The 25,802-nt window shown below is 63.8% G+C and carries 20 protein-coding genes and 1 pseudogene; 18 read left to right on the top strand and 3 right to left on the bottom strand.

The window, feature by feature from the left end; genetic code table 11:
* From BCAL_RS05920 to BCAL_RS13390, 8 genes and pseudogenes are all read left to right on the top strand, one after another.
* A pseudogene (locus BCAL_RS05920) lies at positions 1–805 on the top strand (HD domain-containing protein); the annotation flags it as partial.
* 384 nt (positions 806–1,189) lie between these two features.
* A complete protein-coding gene (locus BCAL_RS05925; protein WP_043165672.1) occupies positions 1,190–2,548 on the top strand; it encodes an MATE family efflux transporter in 1,359 nt (452 codons plus the stop codon).
* 61 nt (positions 2,549–2,609) lie between these two features.
* Positions 2,610–4,121 (top strand): replicative DNA helicase, encoded by a 1,512-nt coding sequence (gene dnaB, locus BCAL_RS05930; protein ID WP_420796816.1) that lies wholly within the window; start codon positions 2,610–2,612, stop codon positions 4,119–4,121.
* Between the two features lie 19 nt (positions 4,122–4,140).
* On the top strand, positions 4,141–5,769 hold the full coding sequence (locus BCAL_RS05935) for a Mur ligase family protein (RefSeq protein WP_052119118.1): 1,629 nt from the start codon (positions 4,141–4,143) through the stop codon (positions 5,767–5,769).
* 22 nt (positions 5,770–5,791) lie between these two features.
* Positions 5,792–6,559: a type 1 glutamine amidotransferase gene (locus tag BCAL_RS05940; protein WP_043165669.1), complete on the top strand. Its 768-nt coding sequence runs from the start codon at positions 5,792–5,794 to the stop codon at positions 6,557–6,559.
* 139 nt (positions 6,560–6,698) lie between these two features.
* On the top strand, positions 6,699–6,986 hold the full coding sequence (locus BCAL_RS05945; RefSeq protein ID WP_043165667.1) for a hypothetical protein: 288 nt from the start codon (positions 6,699–6,701) through the stop codon (positions 6,984–6,986).
* A gap of 249 nt (positions 6,987–7,235) precedes the next feature.
* On the top strand, positions 7,236–8,918 hold the full coding sequence (locus BCAL_RS05950; protein WP_152600343.1) for an AarF/UbiB family protein: 1,683 nt from the start codon (positions 7,236–7,238) through the stop codon (positions 8,916–8,918).
* Positions 8,919–9,271: 353 nt separating this feature from the next.
* On the top strand, positions 9,272–10,276 hold the full coding sequence (locus BCAL_RS13390) for a hypothetical protein (RefSeq protein WP_238549639.1): 1,005 nt from the start codon (positions 9,272–9,274) through the stop codon (positions 10,274–10,276).
* Positions 10,277–10,765: 489 nt separating this feature from the next.
* On the opposite strand, the gene BCAL_RS05960 is transcribed toward BCAL_RS13390, so the two are convergent.
* Both BCAL_RS05960 and BCAL_RS05965 read right to left on the bottom strand, forming a co-directional pair.
* Positions 10,766–11,986, bottom strand: a complete 1,221-nt coding sequence (locus BCAL_RS05960; protein WP_202961949.1) for an ATP-binding protein — start codon at positions 11,984–11,986, stop codon at positions 10,766–10,768.
* A 101-nt stretch (positions 11,987–12,087) separates the two neighbouring features.
* A complete protein-coding gene (locus tag BCAL_RS05965) occupies positions 12,088–13,104 on the bottom strand; it encodes a LacI family DNA-binding transcriptional regulator (RefSeq protein ID WP_043165661.1) in 1,017 nt (338 codons plus the stop codon).
* A 512-nt stretch (positions 13,105–13,616) separates the two neighbouring features.
* Between BCAL_RS05965 and BCAL_RS05970 the strand changes: the two genes are divergently transcribed.
* The 6 genes from BCAL_RS05970 (at position 13,617) to BCAL_RS05995 (ending at position 20,457) form a co-directional block, all read left to right on the top strand.
* Positions 13,617–14,945 (top strand): ABC transporter substrate-binding protein, encoded by a 1,329-nt coding sequence (locus tag BCAL_RS05970; RefSeq protein ID WP_043165723.1) that lies wholly within the window; start codon positions 13,617–13,619, stop codon positions 14,943–14,945.
* A gap of 296 nt (positions 14,946–15,241) precedes the next feature.
* A complete protein-coding gene (locus BCAL_RS05975) occupies positions 15,242–16,168 on the top strand; it encodes a carbohydrate ABC transporter permease (RefSeq protein ID WP_043165660.1) in 927 nt (308 codons plus the stop codon).
* A gap of 20 nt (positions 16,169–16,188) precedes the next feature.
* Positions 16,189–17,007 carry a carbohydrate ABC transporter permease gene (locus tag BCAL_RS05980; protein ID WP_043165657.1) on the top strand — a complete coding sequence of 273 codons (819 nt, stop codon included), beginning with the start codon at positions 16,189–16,191 and terminating at the stop codon, positions 17,005–17,007.
* 77 nt (positions 17,008–17,084) lie between these two features.
* A complete protein-coding gene (locus BCAL_RS05985; RefSeq protein ID WP_043165655.1) occupies positions 17,085–19,076 on the top strand; it encodes a glycoside hydrolase family 127 protein in 1,992 nt (663 codons plus the stop codon).
* 266 nt (positions 19,077–19,342) lie between these two features.
* Positions 19,343–20,131 (top strand): YggS family pyridoxal phosphate-dependent enzyme, encoded by a 789-nt coding sequence (locus BCAL_RS05990; RefSeq protein WP_043165654.1) that lies wholly within the window; start codon positions 19,343–19,345, stop codon positions 20,129–20,131.
* A 26-nt stretch (positions 20,132–20,157) separates the two neighbouring features.
* Positions 20,158–20,457, top strand: a complete 300-nt coding sequence (locus tag BCAL_RS05995) for an acylphosphatase (RefSeq protein ID WP_052119116.1) — start codon at positions 20,158–20,160, stop codon at positions 20,455–20,457.
* A gap of 26 nt (positions 20,458–20,483) precedes the next feature.
* Here BCAL_RS05995 and BCAL_RS06000 read toward each other — a convergent pair whose 3' ends face one another.
* Positions 20,484–21,035 carry a type 1 glutamine amidotransferase domain-containing protein gene (locus BCAL_RS06000; protein WP_043165652.1) on the bottom strand — a complete coding sequence of 184 codons (552 nt, stop codon included), beginning with the start codon at positions 21,033–21,035 and terminating at the stop codon, positions 20,484–20,486.
* 182 nt (positions 21,036–21,217) lie between these two features.
* Here BCAL_RS06000 and BCAL_RS13725 point away from each other — a divergent pair, with 182 nt between their 5' ends.
* The 4 genes from BCAL_RS13725 (at position 21,218) to BCAL_RS06020 (ending at position 25,153) form a co-directional block, all read left to right on the top strand.
* Positions 21,218–22,102, top strand: coding sequence for a DUF4190 domain-containing protein (locus BCAL_RS13725; RefSeq protein ID WP_052119115.1), 885 nt, complete (start codon positions 21,218–21,220; stop codon positions 22,100–22,102).
* 163 nt (positions 22,103–22,265) lie between these two features.
* Positions 22,266–22,871, top strand: coding sequence for an IS607 family transposase (locus BCAL_RS06010; protein WP_420796817.1), 606 nt, complete (start codon positions 22,266–22,268; stop codon positions 22,869–22,871).
* Positions 22,852–24,297, top strand: a complete 1,446-nt coding sequence (locus BCAL_RS06015; RefSeq protein WP_081887301.1) for an RNA-guided endonuclease InsQ/TnpB family protein — start codon at positions 22,852–22,854, stop codon at positions 24,295–24,297. The genes BCAL_RS06010 and BCAL_RS06015 overlap by 20 nt, the downstream gene beginning before the upstream one ends.
* A 34-nt stretch (positions 24,298–24,331) precedes the next feature.
* On the top strand, positions 24,332–25,153 hold the full coding sequence (locus BCAL_RS06020) for a fumarylacetoacetate hydrolase family protein (RefSeq protein WP_043165646.1): 822 nt from the start codon (positions 24,332–24,334) through the stop codon (positions 25,151–25,153).
* Positions 25,154–25,802: the final 649 nt, after the last annotated feature.

Raw genomic sequence — 25,802 nt, forward strand, 5'->3', positions numbered from 1 at the left:
CGCCCTGCGCGTCGCGGTCGCGGCCGGGCGCCACGGCCTGCCGATCAACCCGGGAACGCTCACCAACCTGCGCCGATGCCCGATCCACTCGAACCGTTGGGATGATGCCTCGCGTGCGCTGTTCATCGACCTGCTCGCCTGCGGCCCCGCGCTGCTCGACGTGTGGGAGGAGATCGATTTCGCCGACATTCCGGGCAAATGGATGCCCGAATGGCTCGGCATCCGCAATCGCCCGTCCGTGTCGGCCGCACATCGTTACACGATCGACCGTCATACGATCGAGGTCGTGACGCGATTGGGGCGCGAGGTCGGATTCCCGTCGGCCGCCGCACGGTCGGGCGAGGGGACGAGCTCCGGCGAAATCCTCGCCGACGACGGCACGGTCCGCTACGACGACCGCCACTACGCCGCACTGTTGCTCGCCGGGCTCCTGCATGACATCGGCAAGCGTTCCGGCATCGCCGACCACGCGGTCGAAGGCGCACGCCACGCGCCGGTCATCGCCCGACGCATGGGCTTCGACGACGACACCGTGCGCATGGTCACGTTCCTCGTGCGCGAACACCTGACGCTGAGCGAATTCGCGACCGGCCGCGACCCCAACGATCCGGCGGTCGGCCGTGAGCTCGCCGATCGCGTGGATCACGATCCGGTCCTGCTCGACATGCTCTACGATCTGACGCGCGCCGACGGCTCGTCGCTCGGCGCGACCCCCGAGGAGACGATCACCAAGCGATACGGCTGGAGCAAGTGGAGGGAGACCCTCGCGCGCCAGATGGTCATGGCGGCCCGCGCGCAGATGTGACTGATGGCGTGTCCGCGGGGGATGGCGATGCTCTGTTCAGGACACGCTCCGGGCCGCTCTGGCCAAGTCTTTACGGTCCAGAGCAGAGCATCGCCATCCCCCGCTCGTTGCGTGCGGGCGTTGCGTTGCGCGCGTGCCGGGCGGGGAGCGACGCGGCGCGACACGCGCGGGGAGGAATGTGGATAGAGAAAATAGTTATCCACATTTCGGGGATAACCTTGGGGATAATCCACTAAGTTATCCACAATATGGGGATAACTTAGTGGATAACTTGGGGATAACTTATCCACAGTGCACAGGCCGCTTGCACAATCCGAAACACCGTGGTAATCGAATCTGAACACACGGTGAACTGGACGCCGTGATCGAATCGAGGAGGCAGGGATGAAGGAAACGAACGTGCGGGAATCCTCGGCATCCTCGGCCCCTTCGGTGTCCAGACGCATCCTCGCTCTGGCGCTGCCGACCTTCGGCCAGCTCATCGCCGAACCGACGTTCATCCTCATCGACACCGCCATCGTCGGGCATATCGGCGATGCGGCGCTCGCCGGCCTGTCGATCGGATCGACGATCATCCTCACCGCCGTCGGCCTGTGCATCTTCCTCGCGTACTCGACCACCGCGCAGGTCGCGCATCTTCTCGGCGCGGGCCGTCGCCGCGAAGGCATGCAGGCGGGCATCGACGGCCTGTGGCTGGCGCTCGGCATCGGCGTGATCCTTGCCATCGGCCTGTTCGTGGCCGCCGAACCGCTGTGCCGCGCGCTCGGCGGACAGGGCGAGGTGCTCGATCAGGCGGTCGCCTACACGCGGGCGATCGTCCTCGGCGCGCCCGGCATGCTGCTCGTCTACGCCGCCAACGGCGTGTTCCGCGGTCTGCAGAAAGTGCGCATCACCCTGATCGCCGCGGTCGGCGGCGCGATACTCAACACCGTGCTCGACGTCCTGTTCGTGATCGTGCTCGGCTGGGGCATCGTCGGCTCCGGCACGGCCACGCTGATCGCGCAATGGTTCATGGGACTGTTCCTTGCGATTCCGGCGATCCTGTGGGCGAAGGCCGACGGTGCGAGCCTCAAACCCCAGCTCTCCGGTCTTGCCCGGGCCGGCGGCGACGCCCTGCCGCTGTTCATCCGCACGCTCGCGATCCGCGCGGCGATGGTCGTGACCGTGGCCTGCGCGGCGCGCATGGGCACTCAGGTGCTCGCCGGATTCCAGGCGGTCAACTCGTCATGGAACTTCGCGATGAACATGCTCGACTCGGTCGGCATCGCAGGCCAGACCCTGGTCGGCGCGGCCCTCGGCGCCGGTGCGGTCGACCGGGCCCGTCGCCTCACCGGCGCCACCGGACGCATGGGCCTTGCGGTCGGCGCGATCATCGGGCTCGGATTCGCCGTAGTCGGCCTGTTCGCCGGCCACTTCTTCTCGCCGAGCCCGCAGATCCAGCTGCTGATCGCCGCCGGCATGGTCACGATGGGCGTGTTCTTCCCGCTGCAGGGTTGGATGATGGCCCTCGACGGCATCCTCATCGGCGCGCGCGACTACCGTTACCTCGCCGCGACCTGCCTTGCGACGGCCGGCGTCTACATCGCCGTGGTCATGGCGCTCGCCGATCTCGCCCTGCCGCTCATCCCCGGCGACTTCGCCCGCACGATCATCCTGTGGACCGTATTCAACGTGATCCTCATGGGCGGCCGCGGCCTCGCCAACGGCCTGCGCGCCCGCGGCGACCAGTGGATGCACGCATAGCGTCCACCATCTACCGCAGTTGCACGATGAACCTATACTTAGGGGCTATGGCTGAGGAACCTTGGAAGATACGCGGGCCGACGACGCGTTCGTCGCGGTCGCGGGAGGCGGAGACGACTACGCCGGCGGCGGGTCGCAGAACGGCGGTAGCCGCAACGGCGGCGCCCGCGGCGCCGGCAATCGCAACGGCGGTGGCTACGTACCCGGCGCGACCGGCACCCCCGTGCGCGACGCGCTCTTCGACCGCGTGCCCCCGCACGACGACGACGCGGAGATGGCCGTGCTCGGCGGCATGCTCATGAGCAAGGACGCCATCGGCGAGGTCTCGCAGATGATCGAGGTCACCGACTTCTACCAGCCGAAGCACCAGACCATCTACGAGGCGATCATCAACCTGTTCTCCGCGAGCCAGCCGGTCGACGCGGTGCTCGTCGCCAACGAACTGCTGAAGCACGGCGACCTCGACAAGGTCGGTGGCGCCGACTACCTCCATTCGCTCGTCGCGGCCGTGCCGACCGCCGCGAACGCCACGTACTACGCCGAAATCGTGCATCAGCGCGCGATCCTGCGCAACGTGATCGCCGCCGGCACGAAGATCGCCCAGCTCGGCTACTCCGCGGAGGGGTCGCAGGCCGAGGACGTCGTCAACCTCGCGCAGGCCGAGGTGTACGAGATGTCCGTCGGCAAGGTGCGTCAGGACTATTCCGCGATCTATCCGGTGGTTCGAGACACCCTCGATCAGATCGACAAGCTCCAGCAGGGCCTGATCAACAAGGGCGTGCCGACCGGATTCCACGACATCGACGACGTGACGCAGGGCCTGCAGCCCGGCCAGATGGTCGTCGTCGCGGGACGTCCGGCCATGGGCAAGTCGACGCTCGGCATCGACTTCGCGCGTGCCGCCGCCCTGCACCACAACCTCACGACGATCGTGTTCAGCCTCGAGATGAGCAAGGTGGAACTCGCTCAGCGCATCATCTCCGCCGAAACCGATATCCCGCTCGGAGCGCTGCGCCGCGCCGACGAGATCACGCCGGAGCGTTGGAACACGCTCAACTCGTTCTGGACGAAGCTGGAGAGCGCGCCGCTGTTCATCGACGACAGTCCGAACATGAGCCTGATGGAGATCCGCGCGAAATGCCGCCGTCTCAAGCAGACGAACGATCTCAAGCTCGTGGTCATCGACTACCTGCAGCTCATGACCTCGGGCAAGCAGGTCGAAAGCCGTCAGCAGGAGGTCTCCGAGTTCTCGCGTGCGTTGAAGCTGCTCGCCAAGGAGCTCGAGGTGCCGGTCGTGGCCCTCTCGCAGCTCAACCGTGGCCCCGAGATGCGCAACGACAAGAAACCGCAGCTGTCCGATCTGCGTGAATCCGGTTCGATCGAGCAGGACGCCGACGTGGTGTTCCTCGTGCATCGCCCGGACTTCTATGATAAGGAGGACAGGCCGGGCGAGGCCGACATCATCATGGCCAAGCACCGTAACGGTCCGACCGAGACGTTCCATCTGGCGTTCCTCGGAGCGATGTCGAAGTTCCAGGACATGCCGCAGGACTACAGCAATCAGGGAGTGTGAGATGACGAATCATAATGTCATGGGCGGTTCGTGGGGTGGCTCAAACGCCCCGAGCGGACTGTGGTACTCCTTCGCGACGCCGCTGATCGGCAAGGGCGTGCGCTGGGCGTCGCGCGTCACGCATCACGGTGGTTCCGCGTTGCCCGGCAAGGTCGTCGAGACGATCGACCCGACGTTCCTCGCGCGCACGCTCGCGCAGCTGCCGCTCGGCGTCGTGCTCGTGTCCGGCACGAACGGCAAGACCACGACCACGCGCATGGTCGCCTCGATGCTCTCCGATCTTGGCCTGAAGGTGTTCACCAATCCGACCGGATCGAACTTCACGCGCGGCGTCGTCTCCGCGCTGCTGCAGACCGTGCCGCTCACCGGCCGGCTCGACGCCGACATCGCCGTGCTCGAGCTCGACGAGGCGTACGCCGTACATTTCGTGCGCCAGGTCAAGCCGCGGTACGCATTGCTGCTCAACGTGATGCGCGATCAGCTCGACCGGTTCGGCGAGATCGACAACACCGCCCGACTGCTGGGCCATGTGGCGCAGGCCACCACCGGCACGGTGGTGCTCAACCGCGAGGACCCGCGCATCGCCCGCCTTGCGGGACTCGCGCCGGTCAGCACGACGGTCAAGTACTTCGGCCTGTCCGACGATCTGAAGCGGTTCTTCCCCTCCGACGACGACATGGCGACGACCGTGTCCGTCGAGGGCAAGGATGGCAAGGACGATGCACCGGCGTCCGATAAGCCGAAGACGGCCGCATCCGACTCCGGTGCGGAGGATGGAACCGACGCCGCGGCCAAGCAGGCCCCGGCAGCCGACCTGTCCGACACGCTCACCCTGCCTCCCGTGAACCCGGAGGCCCTGGCCATCGCCACGCTGCCGGCCGACGTCACCCTGACCGAGGTCGGCGACCACGCCGCCACGTTCCGTCTGTCCGGGGAACCGGGCAAACCGGTCAGGCCCGGCGCGTCCGACGCCGCCGCCATCGAACGCCACACCAAGGTCAGGCTCGAAGGCGTCTACAACCTCTTCAACGCCGCCGCAGCGCTCGCCGTCGTGCGCGCGGTGATCAGGGATGCGAACAGGGTGGCGGGCTCCGCCATGCTCAAATCGATGACATCGCCGAAATTCCAAGCCTTCCGCGCCCGTCTGCAGCGTTTCGCCGACGCGAAGTCCGACGATCTGATCGCCGCCGTCTCCCGCGTCACCCCGGCGTTCGGACGCGGCGAGGTCATCGACGTGAACGGTTCGCCGACCGAACTGCTGCTCGTCAAGAACCCGATGGGCTTCCGCCTCTCGCTCGCGAGCTTCCCGCCCGAGGGCGCCGACACGATGATCGTCATCAACGACGAATACGCCGACGGCCGCGACATGAGCTGGCTGTGGGACGTTGACTTCACGTCGCTCAAGGAGACCGGCGTCGCGCAGGTCTCCGGCGTGCGCGCGTGGGACATGGCCCTGCGACTCGGCTACGACCAGGTGAAGGTCGAGGAGGTCGACCCCGATATCGACGCCGCGCTCGCCGCGTTCGTCAAGCGCAATCCGGGGCATTCCAAGCACATCTACTGCACGTACACCGCGATGCTCAAGGTGCGCGCCGCGCTGGGCCGCATCGCCAACGTCGCCGACGCCGGCGTGGGTACGGGCAAGTAAGCGGGCAAGTAAGGAAGGAACGATGGGCAAGACAATCGACGTGATGTCCCTCTACCCGAAGGACATGAACATCTACGGCGACTCCGGCAACGTGCTGACGATCCGTCGTCGCCTCGAACTGTACGGCTACGAGCCGGTCATCCACCAGTACAATCAGGGCGACGACTGGCCCGACCACGTCGACCTGATCCTCGGCGGCGGCGGTCAGGACAGCGGTCAGGGCAAGATCATCGATGACTTCTTCCGCCGCGCCGATCTCATCCGCGGACTCGCGTTCCACGGCACCCCGATGCTGATGATCTGCGGCATGTACCAGCTGTTCGGCGAGTACTTCGAAACCGCCGAAGGATCGCGACTCGAGGGCATCGGCGTGATCGGCGCGTACACGGTCGGCCGCAACGTGCGCATGATCGGCAACCTCGTCGAGCATTCCGACGATTTCGGCGACATCATCGGCTACGAGAACCACTCCGGCCAGACGTTCCTGCGTGAAAGCACGACCCCGCTCGGCACGGTCGACGTGGAGGGACGCGGCAACAACGGCAAGGACTACACGGAGGGCGCTCGCGTGTTCAACGTGATCGGCACGTACATGCACGGCTCGCTGCTGCCGAAGAACCCGCTGATCGCCGACTTCCTCATCCGCAACGCCGTCGAGCGCCGATACGGCGCACTCAACGACGGGCGACTCGCCACGGACGATCAGACCCCCGAGCAGGCCGCCGAACTGGACCGCATCGATACGGTCGCCGAACAGGCGCGCAAGGTGGCGGCGGCGCGCCCGCGGTAGCCAACCGTGCGATGCGCGGAGTGTCGCCCAATAATCGCGTGCAGTCCGATGGAGTACGCTGGGAAGTACGAGCGCGCGGCATCATACGCCGCGCACCGGCCTCGACATCCGAGAAGGACATCCGATAAGGAGGGGTATCATGGCAGATTTCGATTTGGGTGACGGCCTGCGCAAGGTCGTGCTGGCGGGCATCGGCGCCCTCGCCACCGGCTACGAGAAGGGCAGCGAGCTCGTTGACGATCTCGTCAAGAAGGGCGAGCTGACCGTCGAGCAGGGCAAGAGCCTCAACACCGAGCTCAAGCGCAAGGTGGGGGAGTCTCTGGTCAACGACGCGAACAAGGACGACGAGAAGCGCGCCGCCGCCAAGGCCGAGGGCGAGACCGAGGCGACTGCGGAGGACGCCGAGGACAAGCCTTCCGAGGTCTGATTCACGGGACCTGACCCATCGGTCATTGTCCTGCACCGAACCCCGTCACGGCGTTCACTCGTCGTCCCGGGGTTCGTTTGCGATTACGGAAGGCAAGGTACATAGGAGGCGAGTATGGAGCAGGACAGCACGCGCGGAAAGTCCGCGAAGGCCACCGAGGACGTCTCGTCACGGTCCGCTGAGTCGGGGCCTGCCGCACGTTCCGCCACAGGCACGCCGTCTTCCCCGGCATCGCGTTCCTCCGACCCGATGTACCCGTCGGGCGCCTACCCGGTCTACGCCGAAACCATCGGCCTGTTCGGCCCGCATCGCGACGACTTCTCCCAGCGCTACCACCTGACCCGCTGGGGCAAGGCCAAGCGACTCGCCCAGATCACGCGCATCGTCAACCAGTTCGACGCGCTGAAGGGCCTCACCCCGGTCAAGATGCGTCTGATGTTCGAAGCGCTCGGTCCCACCTTCGTCAAGGTCGGCCAGATCCTGTCGATGCGTTCCGAGATCCTGCCGCAGAGCTTCTGCGACGAACTCGCCAAACTGCGCGCCGACGCCGATCCGATGCCCTACCAGACCGTCATCGACACGCTCGCCGCCGAATACGGCCGGCCGATCGACACGATCTTCGAGCACATCGACCCGCATCCGCTCGGCTCCGCATCCCTCGCACAGGTGCATCGCGCGACGCTGACCACCGGCGAGGACGTCGCCGTCAAGGTCCAGCGCCCCGGCGTGCGTGAGACGATGGCGCAGGACGTCTCCATCATGCGATCGATCGCCAAGGTGGCCACCAAGGTGATCAGCACCTCGCAGATCGTCGACCTCAAGGGCGTCGTCGAGGAACTGTGGGACACGTTCGAATCGGAGACCGACTTCCTCGTCGAAGCGCGCAACCTCGCCGAATTCAAACGATTCGCCGCACCGTTCAAATACATGGACTGCCCCAAGCCCTACCCGGACCTGTGCACCGAGCACGTGGTTGTCATGGAGTACGTGGAGGGCATCTCCGTCTCGCACGCCGGCGAACTGGTCGCCGCCGGCTACGACCTGAAGGACATCGGCACCAAACTCGTCGACAACTACTCCACGCAGATCCTCGACGACGGCTTCTTCCACGCCGACCCGCACCCGGGCAACATCATCATCCGCGGCGGGCAGATCGTCCTGATCGACCTCGGCATGACCGGCCGGCTCGACGCCAAGACGCGCGCTGTCATGAAGGACATGATCTTCGCCGTCGCCAAGCAGGACTCGCCCGCGCTCGCCGACGGCCTCCTGCGATTCGCCGGCGGTGAGGCCGATCCGGCCGACTATCCGGCCCTGCTCGCCGATCTCGACGTGATCGTCAAGGAGTACGGCACGGTCGATCTGGCCGATCTCGACATCGCCGCGTTTCTTACCGCATTGACCTCGCTTGCGCAAAGGCACGGCATCGAGGTGCCGAGCACGATCACGACGGTCGGCCGTGCGCTGGTCACGTTGGAGGGGCTGCTCGACGAGTTCATCCCGGACGTGAACATGATCGAGATCATCTCCCAGCACATCGCCACCTCGCGCACGCCCGACCAGATGGTCAAGGACGAGCTGAAATCGCTTGGTCTTGAGGGGCACGAGGCTCTGCACAGCGCGCTCGGCGCGATGAGCGAGCTCAACGTGGCCGCCCGCATGCTCACACGTGGACAACTGCGCATGAACATGGAGCTCGTCGGTTCGCAGGAGCCGTTCCAGCTGCTCTCCGATATGGTCAACAGGCTCACGATGGCGCTGATCGTGGTCGGCCTGTTCATCGGATCGTCCATCGTCTACTACGCCGGCATGAAGCCGATCATCTTTGGTATCCCGATCGTCGGCTTCATGGGCTACGTCGTCGCCTTCGTCCTCGGCTGCTGGATCGTCCTGGACATCTACCTCAAAGGCCGCAAGTCCAAAAAGCGGTAGTATATAGCCTCTCCATCGGTCAGCCCGTAGTCAAGGGACGTACGCTGCCATCGTCATGTACGTACGTTCCTCGTGGCTAGCCGGATCCATGCCCCAATGGGCGTACGCTGCGGTCGCCTCAGCGTACGCCCATTGTGGCTATCGGGTCTCTATCACCCGTATTCGTACTCTGACCGACTGGAGGCGTACGAATACGGGTGATTTCATCGCTCAAACCCCGTTCCTCGTACGCTGAGTCGACCTGAGCGTACGGAGAACGGGGTTCCCCTGTCGCTAGTCCCGATATGCGTACTCACATTCGGGACAGATCATCCACCGTGTTATGCACACTATCCCCATGACCATCAATCGGTGTGGCGGTCTCACATCGGACCTCCTACCGTGAAGACATGAAACAGCACAAGGTAGTGAATACGCTGATCCGTGAGTCCGAGGAACAGCGGCGATGTCTGTACGGTGGCGATGACGCGGTACGGCGTGCCCTGCGTCGACGGTATTCGATCGGGGAATTGGTCTCCCCATATCCGAACATCTACGCTCGTCCTGAATACTGGAAGGGGCTGAATGCGTGTAAACGCTCCCTATATGTGGCGAGAACATTGCACCTGATGCATCCGAAATGGGTGTTCACCGGTCTGACGGCTCTTGACGCCTACGGCTTCGATCACACATGGCGATTGCACGGCGAAACGGTGATGATCGCGGACAATCGTGGACGTGGCGACAGAGTGATGGCGAATCAGGGTTCCTACACACTGCGACGCGTGTTCGTTCCGACGATCCGGGCGTCCATGATCGCCGGGATTCCGGTCACCGATGCCGGTCGGACACTGGTGGAATGTGCCAGGCAAGTCTCTTTCATCCAGGCCCTGCCGATGTTCGATTCGGCCATCCGCAAGGGAATCGCCATGGATGATGTGCGTGCCGCATGCCGTGGGTCCCGATCCGATCTCACCTCGGTGCTACGGGTGCTGCAATACGCCAATGGCAAGTGCGAGAACGGCGGTGAGTCGATGGTCTACGGGGTGATCGTGTCCGGCGGATACGCCGTTCCCGAATTCCAGGTGGAGTTCCGCACGGCCGATCGGGCGTATCGCGTCGATTTCCTCTGGCGACTCCATGACGGGCGCATCATCGTGTTGGAATACGACGGCATGCGTAAATACTCCGATCCGTCCATGGCTGGCCGTAGATCGATCAAACAGGTGGTCAGCGACCAGCTGACCCGTGACCAGTCGCTGCGTTCGCTCGGCGTCACGACGATTGTGCACTGTGATTACGACGATGTGGTGGCCCAGAAACCATTATTGCGCAAACTGTCCGACGCCGGAGTCCCATGGATCGGCCGCCCGTGGTGAGGTGTCCTGGGAACTCATCCGGCCGTGAAGTCCAAGGATTCATCCGGCTGAGAAACCGTCCCCCTAGACGAGCCCATCCCTAGTATCTCGCGCCAGTGATTCAGGGGAGCTGGCCCGCGAAGCTGGTCTGAGGGGTAGCCGATTCGTCAATGAATGTACGGCGCAGAGTAGTGGACGAACCCGTCCCCATAGGCCACGTACGCTCACCGGGGTCATCTCGACCCAACTCCCGTTCCCAGTACGCTGGCCCTTGCTCAGCGTACGTCCCTCGTGACTATCGGATTTCCATCACCCGTATTCGTATGCTGACTGACTGGCAGCGTACGAATACGGGTGATTGCATCGGTCAAGCCCCGTTCTCCGTACACTGGCCCGACCTGAGCGTACGGAGAACGGGGTTTCCGTCGATGGCGTCTCGTTCTCCGTGCGCCGGAGGCCGGATAAAAGTCGGATAGAGGTCGGATGACCGCCGGACACGGTGTTCCTCGCTCACCAATCCCCGGCGAGCAGGAATTCGTCGATGCGGCGGTGTTCGATGCCATTTCGCGGGCGCAGGATCGGGTCCATCGACACCACGGTCTTCGGATAGTTGTCCGCGATGGAGTCGAACGCTCCGAACTCGCGGTCGATCGTCTTCTGGGACTGCATCAGGTAGGTGACCTGCACGTAGCGGCGGATGTCTCCCTTGGCGAAGACGAAGTCGACCTCCTTGCCAGCCGTCGCGCCGACCGATACACGGTATCCGCGGCGCAGTCCCTCCATCGCGACGATGTTCTCCAGCAGCCCCTGCAGCTGGTCCATGCCGTCGCCGACGACCGCTCCGCGCAGACCATGGTCGGCGACGTAGTATTTCTGCATCGTCTTAAGTACCTGTTTGCCGGCGATGTCGTATCGTGGCATCTTCTCCAGCAGGAACGCATCGCAGAAGTAGTCGAGGTAGTTGATGACGGTCTGCACGCCGATGTCCAATCGCTCCGATTTGAGATACGCTGCGATGGCGCTGGCGGAGAACGTGTTGCCGATGTTCTGCATGGCGAACAGGGCGACCCGCTCCAGCAGGGAGACGTCGCGGATGCGGTGCCGCCGGACGATGTCCCTCAGCACGACGGACCGGTAGATGTCCGTCAGATAGGTGCGCTGGCTGTCCTCGTCCCAGTCGTGGGTGGCCACGAACGGCATGCCGCCGATGCGCAGGAAGTCCTCGAACGAATGGTCTGCCCCAAGGAGCGTCCGTGCTTCGACGAACTCGGCGTAGCCGAACGGATATACCTCGAACTGCACGTATCTGCCGCCGAGATACGTGGCGAGTTCGCCGGACAGCAGCGTCGAGTTGGACCCGGTGATGTACACATCCGCCGGCGTGGTGGCGCGCAGCGAGTTGACGATCTTCTCGAAGTCCCGTACCTCCTGAACCTCGTCGAGGAAGACGTAGGGTTTTCCGTCAATGCCTTCCAGACGCTTCATCAGATACGGGTACAGTTTGTCCGGGTCATGCAGGGGAGTGAGTGAGTAGTCCTCGAAATTCAACGAGATGAACTGCTCCGGCTTGCGACCTTCCTCGACGAGTCTGCGCTGGATAAGCCGCAGCATGTCCGATTTGCCGCTTCGACGAAGCCCCACCAGCACCTTGACGACGTCTTCGTCGATGAACGGTGCGATGCGATCAAGATATTGCGGGCGATTGATCAGCTGGGGTCGAGTTTCTTCCATGCAAGAAAGTATAGCAACATTGTGCTTGAGTTTCTTCTATACAAGAAATTGAGGGCAATTTTCGGTCGAACTTCTCCCGTGGAAGAAATTGGGTGCATGCCTCAGTCGAGTGGCAGCGTCGACTCGCGCTGGACGAGCCGGCAGGGGACGTAGTCGACGCCGTGATGCGGGCGACCGTTGATCGCATCCATCAGGTAGTGCGCGGCTCGCCGTCCGATGAGCTCGGTCTCGTTGTCAATCGAGGTCAGTGCGGGCCGGGAGCTCTTGGTGAGCACGTCCCAGTTGTCGTGGCCGATGACCGCGACGTCGTCCGGGATCTTCATGCCCTGCTGCTTCAGCGCGTCGATGCATCCGCGCGCGAGCTGGTCGGACTGGCAGACGACCGCGTCGAAGTCGACGCCCTGATCGAGCAGCAGTCGCGTGGCGGCGCGGCCCCAGTTCTCGTCCCATCGGCCGTAGCGGATCGGGCCGGCCGGCTCGAGGCCGAATTCGGCCAGCGCCTCGAGCGCGCCCTTGGTGCGGTCGGTGGCCGCGGTGTACGTCTCGTCGCCACCGATGATCGCGATCCTGTGCCGTCCGCAGGAGATGAGGTGGTTGACGGCGGTGCGTCCGGCCTCCACGTTGTCGCAGGTCACCGAGCAGTCGTTCGGGTCGGTCGAGGGGCCGTACGCATAGACGAGCGGCACACCCCAGTCGTTGCCGAGCGAGGGGCGCGGGTTGGTCTCGCGTTGCACGATGAGCAGCCCGTCGACCTTCAGATCGAGCAGTTTCTCGACGTGTGTACGTTCCATCGCGGCGTCGCCGCGCGCGTTGGCCAGCAGGACGGAGATCGACTGCGCGCGCAGCTCGTTCTCGGCGCCGATGAGGATCGGGGTGGAGAAGCGGCCCTGCAGGTCGGAGGTGACCAGTCCGATAAGCCCGGATGTGCCGCGGGCGAGCGACTGGGCGAGTTTGTTCGGCGCGTAGTTGAGCTGTCGGGCTGCCTCGAGCACCCGCTGGCGGGTCTCCTCGCTGATGCGTGGCTTGTTGTGCAGCGCCTTCGACGCGGTCGCAAGCGATACGCCGGCCGCCGCCGCCACATCCTCAAGTCGCGCGCTCTGACGTCTGTCCTCGACCATGGCCGTTCCTTTATGAAAGTCGGTGAAACTGTTGTTGTGCCCGTTCCGACTGCTGCGTCGGAACTGAACTTCAGTATAGTCACGATGCGAAAGTTTTCGCAAATTGGTTTGCCGTGTCAGTGGGGGTGCGATGACGGTGTTCGTTTCTGTGCGCAATAACGTGCGAAAGTTTTAATCTGTGAGTTTTCGCAGATGATTGCGCAATCATTCGTAGACACGCCGCAATTTCCGGCGATTTTCGACGGTCAAAACGATTGACGCAACACATGAAGGCATGTATTGAAAGCTGTTTTTCGCTATTTTTCAAGGATTCGCATAGCTTGGCGACCTGCTTCAAGAAAAGTGCGAAAGCGGTTTTGCAATCATGGGAGAATGGCGCTATATTGTGAAAAGGCTTTCGCGGAGTTTCGTTCGGCCGAAGGAGGATCGGGTGGAACGCCGCGAGGGACCGGAGGCGGAAAGTCCGCCACCGCCTCTCAGAGATGAGCGGAACATTTTTAGAGAAAGAAGCGATTATGGCTTTCAACAAGGTCACCCGCGCACTGGCCGGCATCGCCGCCGCCGCAATGCTTATCCCGCTGGCCGCCTGTGGTGGTGGCTCCGGCAGCACCGGTGCCGCCGACACCTCCGACATCCCGGCGAAGGGCACCGACGACGGCACCACGATCACCATGTGGACCCGCTCCCCGCTGGAGCGTCAGGCCAAGGGCGTCGTCGAGGCGTACAACAAGAGTCACAAGAACCAGGTCAAGCTCGAGATCATCCCGAACGACGACATGGAGGGCAAGGTCGGTGGCGCCACGCAGACCGACTCCTTGCCCGACATCCTCGCCGGCGACGTCGTGCGCATCCCGTACTGGGCGTCCGAGGGCATCTTCGCCGACATCACCAAGCAGATCGACGGACTCGACAACTTGAAGGACCTGCAGCAGGGCCACATCGAGGCCGGCACCGTGGACGGCGCCAAGCACACCCTGCCGTTCATCACCGACGTCTCCGTGATGGTCTGGAACAAGAACCTCTACAAGGAGGCCGGACTCGACCCGGAGCAGGGCCCGAAGTCCATCGCCGAGTTCACCGAGCAGGCCAAGAAGATCGCCGCCCTCAACAAGGACGGAGTCGCGGGCTCCTACCTCGCCGGCCAGTCCGGTGGCGCCCTGGTCTTCGATCTCTTCCCGTCCGTGTGGGCCGACGGTGAGAACGTCATGAACGACGACGGCACCGAAGCCACGCTCGACAACGACTCCATGAAGGCCGTCCTCGACGCCTACAAGGAGCTGGCCAACACCCAGAACGGCCTCGGCGCGGGTTCCAAGGAGGAGACCGGCGCGACGTGGACCGCCCCGTTCGCCAACGGCAAGATCGGCGTCATGCCCTACCCGAACACCTCCCTCAACGACATCTTCGACGCTGAGAAGTCCGGTGGCTTCGAGGTCGGCGTGACCCCGATCCCGGGCACCAAGGAAGGCAAGACCTCCACGTTCCTCGGCGGTGACGCCATGGGCATCTCGAAGGATTCCAAGCACGTCGCCCAGGCCTGGAACTTCCTCTACTGGCTGATGCAGTCCGACACCCAGAAGGAAGTCTTCGCCGACAACGGCTACACCGCCTCCAACATCGAGACCCTGAAGACCGCCTACGACGACGCCGATCCGCGCATCCAGACCATCAACTCCACGATCATCGACGGCAACGGCAAGACCCCGAAGTCCGCCGCCTTCAACGAGGGCTTCAACGCCGCCGGCTCCCCGTGGCAGCTGCTCGTCCAGAACGCCGTCTGGGGCAAGTCCGACCTCAAGGCCGACAACCAGGCCGTCACCGACGTCCTCGCCGGCAACTGATCGCACTGATCTCCTGAATCAACCGAATAACTGAACGCACATAACTGAACAGCCGGCGGCCGCCCCCGTCCTTCACGGGCGGCGGCCGCCGGCCCCCCACCAACCGAACATATCCTCGCGCATCCCGTGACTGTGTTCCGTTGCCGGGGCTGATTTCGCAACCTCCTGGTTCGTCTCCTTCCTTTCTCCTTTTTTCCTGAAACCTGAGGAATCGGCCCTGATAACGGATTGCATTCAATCCGAACAAGCGATCATCGTTCGATCACCATTCACAAATCCCCACAAAGGAGTGAAGCATGTCAAGTGTTTCCAATTCCGCCGCGGCCGTGCCCGAGCGCAAGTCCACGGCCAAGGCTCAGGCGTTCAAGCGGGGCATCCTGTACGCCCTGCCCGATTGGGTCATGATCGTTGTCCTGTTCTTCGTGCCGATCGTGCTGCTCGTCTACATGGCGTTCTCCCGTTGGAGCCTGCTGGGCGGCAACCGCGGCGTCAACTTCCCGGACAACTTCGTCAAGGTGTTCGAGCACAAGCTGTTCTGGCCCTCGATCGGCTTCACGCTGGAATACACCGTGATCGTCACGATCTTCCTGCTGATCCTCGGCCTCGGCCTGGCCCTGATCGTGCAGGAGTCGACCAAGTGGAACAACGTGCTGAGGACCTGCTTCCTGCTGCCCTCCGCCACCGGTCTCGCCTCCGCGTCCCTGCTGTTCTACGCCCTGTACTCCCCGCAGGTCGGCCCGCTCACCAAGATCCTGAGTGCGCTCGGACTCGTGCAGGAGGGCGGCTCGGTGCTCGCCACCGGCCAGTCCGCGCTGTGGGCCACGATCATCGTCATCGTCTGGCGATTCTCCGGCTACTACATGCTGCTCATGATGATCGGCCTGCAGGCCATCCCGGGCGACCTCTACGAGGCGGCACGCATGGACGGCGCCGGCACCTGGCGCATCTTCCGCTCCATCACCCTGCCGCTGATGAAGCCGACCATCGTGATGTGCCTCGTCTACTGCGTCACCGGTTCGATCCTCGCCTTCGACCAGTTCTTCATCCTGACCAAGGGCGGTCCGAACAACTCCACGATGACCGTCGTCCAGCTCATCTACAACTTCGCGTTCGACTCCAAGAAGGACCTCGGCATGGCCGCGGCGCTGTCGCTGATCGTGCTGATCGCCCTCGTGATCATCAACTCCATCCAGATGCGCGGCATGCGCGACAACACCAAGTGAGAAAGGGGAGGTAACACATCATGACTACCCCGCTGTGGAAGCGCGTCATTGCGCGAGTCCTGGAAGCTCTTCTGGCCATCATCTTCGTCTCCCCGCTGATCTGGGTCGTGGTCAGCTCCTTCAGCCCGCAGAAGGGCTCCGCCCAGTCGGAAGGTTGGGGCATCGCCAACTACCTGACCCTGTTCGGCTATCAGGAAGGCCTGCCGAAGTACCTGTTCAACTCGGTCATCGTCTCGCTGGTGGCCGTGGTCTTCTCCGTGGTCGTCTGCACGCTGGCCGGCTACTCGTTCTCCCGCTTCGACTACCCGGGCCGCAACCTCGGCTTCATGGTTACCCTGTCCATCCTCATGGTTCCGTACGCCTCGCTGCTGATCCCGCTGATGGTGTGGTTCAAGGACATCGGCCTCAACGACACCCTGCTCGGCGTCGGCCTCGTCATCACGCTGTTCCAGCTGCCGATGTCGACGTTCATCATGCGCAACGCGTTCGACGCGATCCCGAAGGACATGGAGGAGGCCGCCATGGTCGACGGCTGCAACTCCTTCCAGGCCCTGTTGAGGATCCTCGTGCCGGTCGTCAAGCCCTCGATGGTCACCGTCGGCCTGCTCGCCTTCCTCGAGGCGTGGAACAACTTCATGATTCCGCTGTACTTGAGCTCCTCGGCCAAGTCCACCCTGCCGCTCGCGATGGTGAACATGCGCCAGCAGACCATGGGCGTCATCGACTACGGCGCCACCGAAGCCGGCGTCGTCGTCCTGCTCATCCCCTGCGCCATCCTCTTCCTCGCCCTCCAGAAGTACTACGTCAAGGGCTTCATGGCTGGCGCGGTAAAGGGCTGACACTCTTCCCGGCACAATAAACAACAGTCGGGCCGGTTCGCTTGATGCGCCGGCCCGACGCATCCGAAAGGTACATCATGAAGGTAACGATTACCTCCCCGTTCTGGAAGCAGCGTCGCGACCAGATCGTCGAATCGGTGATCCCCTATCAGTGGGGAGTGATGAACGACGAGATCGACACCGTCGTCCCCGACGATCCGGCGGGTAACCAGCTGTCCGACAACAAAAGCCACGCGGTCGCGAACCTGAAGGTCGCCGCGGGCGAGCTCGACGACGAGTTCCACGGCATGGTCTTCCAGGATTCCGACGTCTACAAGTGGCTCGAGGAAGCCGCCTACGCGCTCGCCTACCACCCGGATCCGGAGCTCAAGGCCCTGTGCGACCGCACGGTCGACCTGATCGCCCGAGCACAGCAGCCCGACGGCTACCTTGACACCCCCTACCAGATCAAGTCCGGTGTGTGGGCACACCGCGAGCGTTTCAGCCTGATCCAGCAGAGCCACGAGATGTACGTGATGGGACACTACATCGAGGCCGCCGTCGCCTACCACGACGTGACCGGCAACGAGCAGGCCCTTGACGTGGCGAAGAGGATGGCCGATTGCCTCGATGCCAACTTCGGGCCGGAGGAAGGCAAGATCCACGGCGCCGACGGCCACCCCGAGATCGAGCTGGCTCTCGCCAAGCTGTACGACGTGACCGGTGAACGGCGTTATCTCGCGCTCGCCCAGTACCTGATCGACGTGCGCGGTCAGGACCCGCAGTTCTACACCAAGCAGCTCAAGGCGATCGACAACGACAACATCTTCCCGGACCTCGGCTTCTACAAGCCCACGTACTTCCAGGCCGGCGAGCCTGTCCGCCAGCAGCAGACCGCCAACGGCCACGCCGTGCGCGTCGGCTACCTGTGCACCGGCATCGCCCACGTCGCGCGTCTGACCTGCGACGAGGAGCTGATGGACACCGCCAGGCGATTCTGGCGCAACATCGTCACCAAGCGCATGTACGTGACCGGCGGCATCGGCTCCACGCATGTCGGCGAATCGTTCACCTACGACTACGACCTGCCGAACGACACGATGTACGGCGAGACCTGCGCGTCCGTGTCGATGAGCATGTTCGCCCAGCAGATGCTGCTCGCCGAGCCGAAGGCCGAATACGCCGACGTGCTCGAGAAGGAGCTGTTCAACGGCTCGATTGCCGGCATCTCCCTCGACGGCAAGCAGTACTACTACGTCAACGCCCTGGAGACCACGCCCGACGGCCTCGACAACCCGGATCGCCACCATGTGCTCTCGCATCGCGTCGACTGGTTCGGCTGCGCCTGTTGCCCGGCCAACATCGCCCGACTCGTCGCCTCGGTGGATCGCTACATCTACACCGAGCGCGACGGCGGCCGCACGGTGCTGAGCCACCAGTTCATCGCGAACACCGCGGTCTCCTCGCGGGGGCTTCGAGTCGAGCAGCGTTCAAACTTCCCGTGGGATGGCCGCGTCGAGTACACGGTCTCGCTGCCGGATGCTGCGGGCGATTCCGGTGTCTTGGCCGAGCCCATCCGCTTCGGTGTGCGCATCCCCGCGTGGTCGCGCGGATCGTACGCGCTCACGGTCAACGGTCAGCCGTTCGCCGGCGATCTCGAGTACGGTTTCGCGTACGTCGACGTCGCCCCCGGCGAAACCGTCGAGATCTCGCTCGATCTCGACATGTCCGTTCGATTCGTGCGCGCCAACTCGCATGTGCGCTCCGACGCCGGGCAGGTCGCTGTCACGCGTGGCCCGCTCGTCTACTGCGCCGAGCAGGCCGACAATGCGGGCGATCTGTGGGATTACCGTCTCGCCGACGGCGTGACCGGCGCCGACGCGACCGTCGCGTTCGAGCCGGACCTGCTGGGTGGCGTCGATACGGTCAGCTTGCCGGCCGTGCGCGAGTCCGCCGACCCGGACGACGCGCCGCTCTACCTCGACGCCGATGAACCGCGTTCCGGCGACCCCGCCACGCTGAAGCTCATCCCGTACTACGCCTGGGCCAACCGCGATCTGGGCCAGATGCGCGTCTTCCAGCGTCGCTAGCCGAGAGACAGCCGTCACACGCTGACGGAAACCTCTCGCCGGCAGCGTCCCAGTGGGCCATGTCCGCCGCATCATGACGGAAACCTCTCGCCAAGGAGGTCCTCCGCGAGACAAATCGGTCACACGACAACCACGGCCTCTCGCTAGGCAGCCGCCAGCGAGAGGCCGTTGCCATGTCCTGACGAAAACCTCTCGCTTGGGGGCGTGCGACCCGACTACGATGGGAGCAAACACGTCAACAGGGCCGATAACGGGGGAGCGCAAGCATGACCGCGTACATGGATCACAAGGATCTGACGAACGACATCATCGACGAGGAACGCGCGCGTCAGATCGCGGACGGCGTCAGGCGCACGATGGACGCCGTCGCCTCAGCCGAGGTCTCATCTGGCCGCGAGGTCGGGTCGGTCAAACTGCTCGCCGCGACGAAGACCCGCGACGTCGGCGAGATCATCACCGCGATCGACGCCGGCATCCGCCTGATCGGCGAGAACCGCCCTCAGGAGGTGCAGGCCAAGGCCGGGGGATTGACGAAACGGCTCCTCGAACGCGGCCTCACGCTTGGCAAGGACGTGCCGTTCCACCTGATCGGCCAGTTGCAGTCCAACAAGATCGGCAAGGTGCTGCCGGTCGTCAACACCATCGAATCGGTCGACTCGATCGAACTCGCCGAGAAGATCGCCCGCCGTGCGGTCATGCGCGACATGACGGTCGGCGTCCTGCTCGAGGTCAACGAGTCGGGCGAGGAATCGAAGTCCGGCTGCCCGCCGAGCCACGCGATCGACCTCGCCAAGCGCATCGGCGCGATGGGAGGACTGGAACTGCAGGGCCTCATGACGATCGGCGCGCATGTCGACGACGAACGCACGATTCGCGCGGGATTCGCGCATCTGCGCCGCACGCGCGACCAGATCCTCGCCTCGGGCGCCGATGGTACCGAGCATTGCACGGAGCTGTCGATGGGCATGACGAACGACATGGCGCTCGCCATCGAGGAGGGCTCCACGATCGTGCGCGTCGGCACTGCGATCTTCGGGCCTCGCGCGTTCATCTGACGGGTCGGACGGTCGATCGGGGAATCATGGTCACTGCGCACAGAGGCAAGGACATCATCCGCATCCACGCCACCGTCTCCGGACTCGTGCAGGGCGTCGGATACCGCTACTTCACGTATCGTGCCGCACGCGCGGCCGGCGTCACCGGCTGGGTGCGCAATCTGTGGAGCGGCGACGTCGAGGTCGAGGCGCAAGGCGCTCGATCGGCCGTCGCCGCGTTCCTCTCACAGCTCAAGGTCGGGCCGCGATGGGGGCACGTCGACCGGGTCGTCGTCGACGAGATCGACGTATACCCCCACGAACCCGACTTCCACGTCGAGAACTGACGCCGAGAACTGACGTTGCCCGGAAATCAGTCGCCGAGCGCGTCCTTGATCGCGCCGACGAAGTAGTCCAGATCGTCGGGCTTGCGGGAGGTGATGAGCTTCCAGCCGTTCGCGTCGTCGACTGTCAGCTGGCTGTCGACGTAGTGGCCGCCCGCGTTCTCGATGTCCGCGGCGATGTAGCGGCACGGCGACGCGGTCTTGCCTTCGATGAGCCCCGCGTTGACCAGCAGCCAGGCGCCATGGCAGATTGCCGCGATCGGCTTGCCCTCGTGCGCGAATTCCTGCGCCAGCGTGATCGCGTCCTCGTTCACGCGGATGCGATCGACGTTGCAGGTGCCGCCGGGCACGACCAGCAGGTCGTAGTCGGACGCCTGCACGTCGGAGAGTTTCGCGTCGGGCGTAAGCGTCTCGCCTTCGTAACGATCGTGCTCGACGGTCTCGCACTTGTCGAGCGTCGTCGCGGCGAGCGTCACGTCGGCGCCCGCGGCCTGAAGATCGCGCAGCGGACGGGTCAGCTCCGTCTCCTCGATGCCCCAGTTGTTGACGATGATCAGTACCTTCGATGCGTTGACTGCCATGGTTCCTCCTCGATCGGATCGGTTGGCGCTGCCTTTTGACGGCTTGTCTGCGGGGCCCGTCCGCGTTTTCTCGGCGGGCGATGCACCCCACCCCATTATGCCGCTGCGCTCTTCCATTCGCGCGTGTTCTCGCGGTAAGCTGGAGATGAGTTCATCAGCGACATGACGACGAGGAGGGCGCCATGACCAATCCGTTTTCCACCAATCCCGAGGATCCGAACGCGCAGCAGCATGATCAGGGCGATCAGAATGGCCTGAACGAGCCGCCGGCGCAGCCCGTTCAGGACTCCCAGCCGGAGCAGGCTCCGAATCCGTTCAACCCCAATCCCAATCAGGAGGCGTCCGCCAATCCGGTCAACCCGGTCAATCCGGTCAACCCGGCATATGAGCCGCAGGGATACGGTGAGCCCTACGGATACGGCCAGAATCCGAACGGCCAGACATCGTACGGCCAGAATCCGTACGGGCAGCCCACCGCGCAGGCCGCCGGCTACGCGCCGCAGCCGGACCAGTCGGGCCAGAATGGGCAGCCTGCCTATGCTCAGCCGGGTCAGCCGGGTCAGCCGGGTCAGTACGACCAGTACGGTCAGAACCCCTACGCCCAGCCCGGCCCCTACGCCCAGCCCGGATACGGCTATGGTTACCCGGTGCCGCCGCAGAATCAGAACTGGAACGTGATGGCCGTCGCGGGCTTCATCTGCTCGTTCTTCATCGCGATCGCCGGTCTGATCCTGAGTATCATCGGCCTTAGGCAGGTCAAGCGCACCGGCGAGAAGGGCCGCGGCCTTGCGATCGCCGGCATCATCATCAGCGCCGTGCAGATGGTGTTCGTGATCCTCGTCATCATTCTCGTCGTGATCGGCGCTGCCGCGGGCGCGTTCGACGTCACCTACCATAGCGGCAACAGCGATCACGACTACTACGACACCGATTACGGCTATTACGACGACGCTTCGGCGACCTCGACCTCCGCGGCCGATCGCGCCCGTGCGGCCGTGCCCGGTTCCGAGGCGGCCCGCACCGCCTCGATCGACGCGATCATCGCCGATGCCTACGCCGCCCTGTAACCCGAACCTCCTGACATAGACATCCTGGCATAGGCATAGAGAACCCGTCGCTGCGCATCGCCCGGCGACGGGTTCTCCCATAATCGCCGCCGTCTACGCCTCCGACGGGTCTTGCGATTGGTTGCTTGAAGAGTAGTATTTTCTACTCTTGTATGGTATGCTAGTGGGTATGAAGTTGTCCGAGTATGCGCGTCTGCATGGGATTCAGTATCGGGCGGCCTGGAATCGTTTCAAGGCCGGCCGGATTCCGGGCGCGTATCGGGACGAGGTGGGGTCGATCATCGTGCCCGACGAGTCGAAGGGGTTCTCGCTCAACGACGCGGCCGTCTACGCGCGCGTGTCCGACCCCTCCAAGGGGAGAACCCAGTTGCCGGCGCAACGAAAGCGCGTCGAGGACTGGGCCGTGGCCAATGGCTATCATATCGTCGCTTCCGTCGCGGAGGTCGGCTCCGGCGTGAGCGACACGCGGCGCAGGCTCACGACCCTGCTCAAACGAACCGACTGGGGCACGCTCATCGTCGAGCACAGGGATCGCCTCACCCGTTTCGGCTTCAACTGGTTCAGCCTGTTCCTCGAATCGCAGGGTCGGCGCATCATCGTCATCAACGAGACCGGCGACGACCGTGCGGATCTCGTGCGGGATCTCGTATCCATCATCTACTCGTTCAGTGCGCGACTCTACGGACAGCGACGGTCCAAACGCGCCATGGCCATGACACGCGTCCTCCTGGAGGGAGAGGAGGCGGATCATGCCGGCCAAACCAGGTAAGGCGTACCGTTCGTACGCGGTGTCTATGCCTCTGAACCGGGGCAAGGCCATGCGTCTGCGCGTCATGCTGCGGCCGTGGAGACTGGGATTGCGGCGTACGTTGCTTCTGCTTGAGGGCGGGCTCATCCGAGGCGAGAGGCTCCCCCGGTACGTGGACGCCAAACAGTGGGAGGGGTTCAGCCAAAGGCAGTGGGACTCCATCACCCGGCAGGCCCGGGCCATGATGGGCTCGTGGATCGAATTGCGCGTCATCGACTTCCGGTCGATCGTATCCCATTCCACGCTCGATGACGGCATGAAACGCGAACTGTGGCGCATCAACCTGCGCCACGCATGGTGGGAGCCGGTCGATGACGAGGCCCATAGGATGGCGCGCCGCATCATGAAGCATCTGCGCAAACGCCACCGGTTCCCCAATCCCATGCGATGCCGCACGCTGAGCATGGACGGCAAGATCGCCGAAATCCAACCCTCCGCCATGGGCGGCACGTTCCCCTACTGGGCGCGCATCTCCACCCTCGACAAGGGTCGTCCGATCCACGCGCCCCTCGACATCCACTCCGATCTCAACCCGCATCTCGACCCCCGGGATCTGGAGACGCTCGCCAACCATCTTCAGATCCGGTTCGACGAGGACGGCGGCATGACCGTCCGTCTCATGACCACGCAGGACAAGGCCGAGCCACGCGTCCAGGGCGATGTCGTCGGACTGGACTGGGGCCTGTCCAGCCTGTTCGCCACCTCCGAGGGGCGCCTCTACGGTCTGCGCCTGTTCGCATGGCTCCAACAACGTGACGAGGAGCTTCTCGCGCTGACCCGCGACCTCGCCCGCTCCAACGTCGGATACCGTGATTCGAAGCGCTTCCGCCGCCTTAACAAACGCATCCGCGACCATGTGACCAACGAGGTCAACCGCGTCCTCAATCTGATCGCGGACGATCGGGTCATGGAGCTCGTCGTCGAGGACCTCGACTTCCGTCACGGCGGACTGTCGAAACGGCTCAACCGCATCGTCACCCGCGCCGGCCGCAACGCGGTACGCGCCAAGCTCGAACGGCTTCACGCGCTCAAAGGCATCACCATCACCCGGGTCAACCCCGCGTACACCAGCCAGGAATGCCTCCGATGCGGGTGGACCTCCCCCGGGAACAGGCCCGACCAGAAACACTTCCGCTGCGAATGCTGCGGATACACATGCAACGCCGACATCGTCGCCGCCACCAACATCAAGGCGAGACGTTCCCGCCCCGAAGACTGGCGATGGATCGGCAGACACACCATCCTGAGCAGACTCCGCAAAGAGCACGCCCAGCGATGCCCGGACAGATCACACTGCCCGTCACGCCGCCCGGAGTACGGCTCCCCGACGTCGGCCAAAACGAAAGCCAAAACCGATGCGCGGGTCAAGAAAACAACAACATCATAAAATACCAGTTGCTCTCATACTCTAGACTGGACCTATGAGAATCGCACGCTTTTCTTTGAATGACTCTCCGCGCTACGCCTTCGTCCAGACGGACGAATCGGACGGCAAGGACTATCTCGTCGAACTCGACGGCCACCCGCTGCTGGGCGGCCAGGTCACCCCCACCGGCAACCGCTACCCGCTCGATATGGACGGTCTGCGACTGCTGTCCCCGGTCATCCCGTCCAAGGTCTACGGTCTGGCCAAGAACTACGAGGCCCACGCCCAGTTCATGCACGAGGCCGGCCACTCCGAGATCAGCCACGCGCCGGAGGACATGGTCATCTTCACCAAGCCGTCCACCTCGGTGATCGGCCCCGACGATCCGATCGTGTACCCGGCCTGCTCGAAGGACATGAACTTCGAGCCCGAGGTCGCCGTCGTGATGGGTCGCGTCGCCAAGAACGTGCCCGTCGAGAAGGCGATGGACTACGTGCTCGGCTTCACCTGCGTCAACGACGTCACCCTGCGCGATCTGCAGGGCATCGATCCGACGTGGACCCGTGCCAAGGGCTTCGACACCTCCTGCCCGCTCGGCCCGTGGATCGTCGGCCGTGACGACCTCAACTGGCGCGACGCGAAGATCTCGTTCACGCTCAACGGCGAGGACGTGCCGATGGCGTCCGGTACCACCGCCAACCTCGTGCATGGCATCCCCGAGCAGATCGCCGCGATCTCCTCGTTCTCGACGCTGCTGCCCGGCGACGTCATCATGACCGGCACGCCGAACGCCTCCGGTCACCTCGACCCCGGCGACGAGACCATCGTCCACGTCGAAGGCATCGGCGACTTGCGCAACGTGATCGTGCGCGCGTAGCGGCGTGATTCGCCGCGGCCGTCCCCGTGCCATAACGTGTCGAATATCGCGTTTTTCGTGCGTTGTGTACACGTTGGGTTGTCACAACGCGCGATTCCGTGTGATTTCTGCACGTTGTGACAGCCGTCGTCCGTTCTTCCCGGTCAAGCGCTCGATTCAGGGCGAGAGGAATGGCGGAATTCTGCCCTTTTGCATTACCGACTCATGACCGCTCACTGCCTATTGCGGCTGGTTCCTGTCACAACGTGCGATTCCGCTCGGTTTCGTCACGTTGTGACAAGGATTCTCGTCACAACATAACGAAAAGACCGCTGCGGGCGCGTTGTGACAATCAGCGCCTGCCAATAGAAGCCACTAAGAGGACGAACGCGAGCCGACGTAGGTCAGACGGCGGGGCGAATGGTGCGATTGTTGCAACGGTAGTCAGGCGCCCTGCGTGGAGTCTTGGCCGGGTGCTGTCTTTGCTGCCTCATCAATCGTTTTCTGCCTCATATGCTACCAAAATGATGTAGAAAACCGGCGATGCAGTAAATGAGGCAGAAAGCGCTTGCCTCCCGCCCATCTCGGAATCAAAAACTTGAGTCGATGAAGCTCAAGTTTTGGGAATAGAATGGCTTCCAGGTCTGTTGAGCCTGTCAGAACATGACAG

This window comes from Bifidobacterium callitrichos DSM 23973, assembly GCF_000741175.1.
Taxonomy (GTDB): domain Bacteria; phylum Actinomycetota; class Actinomycetes; order Actinomycetales; family Bifidobacteriaceae; genus Bifidobacterium; species Bifidobacterium callitrichos.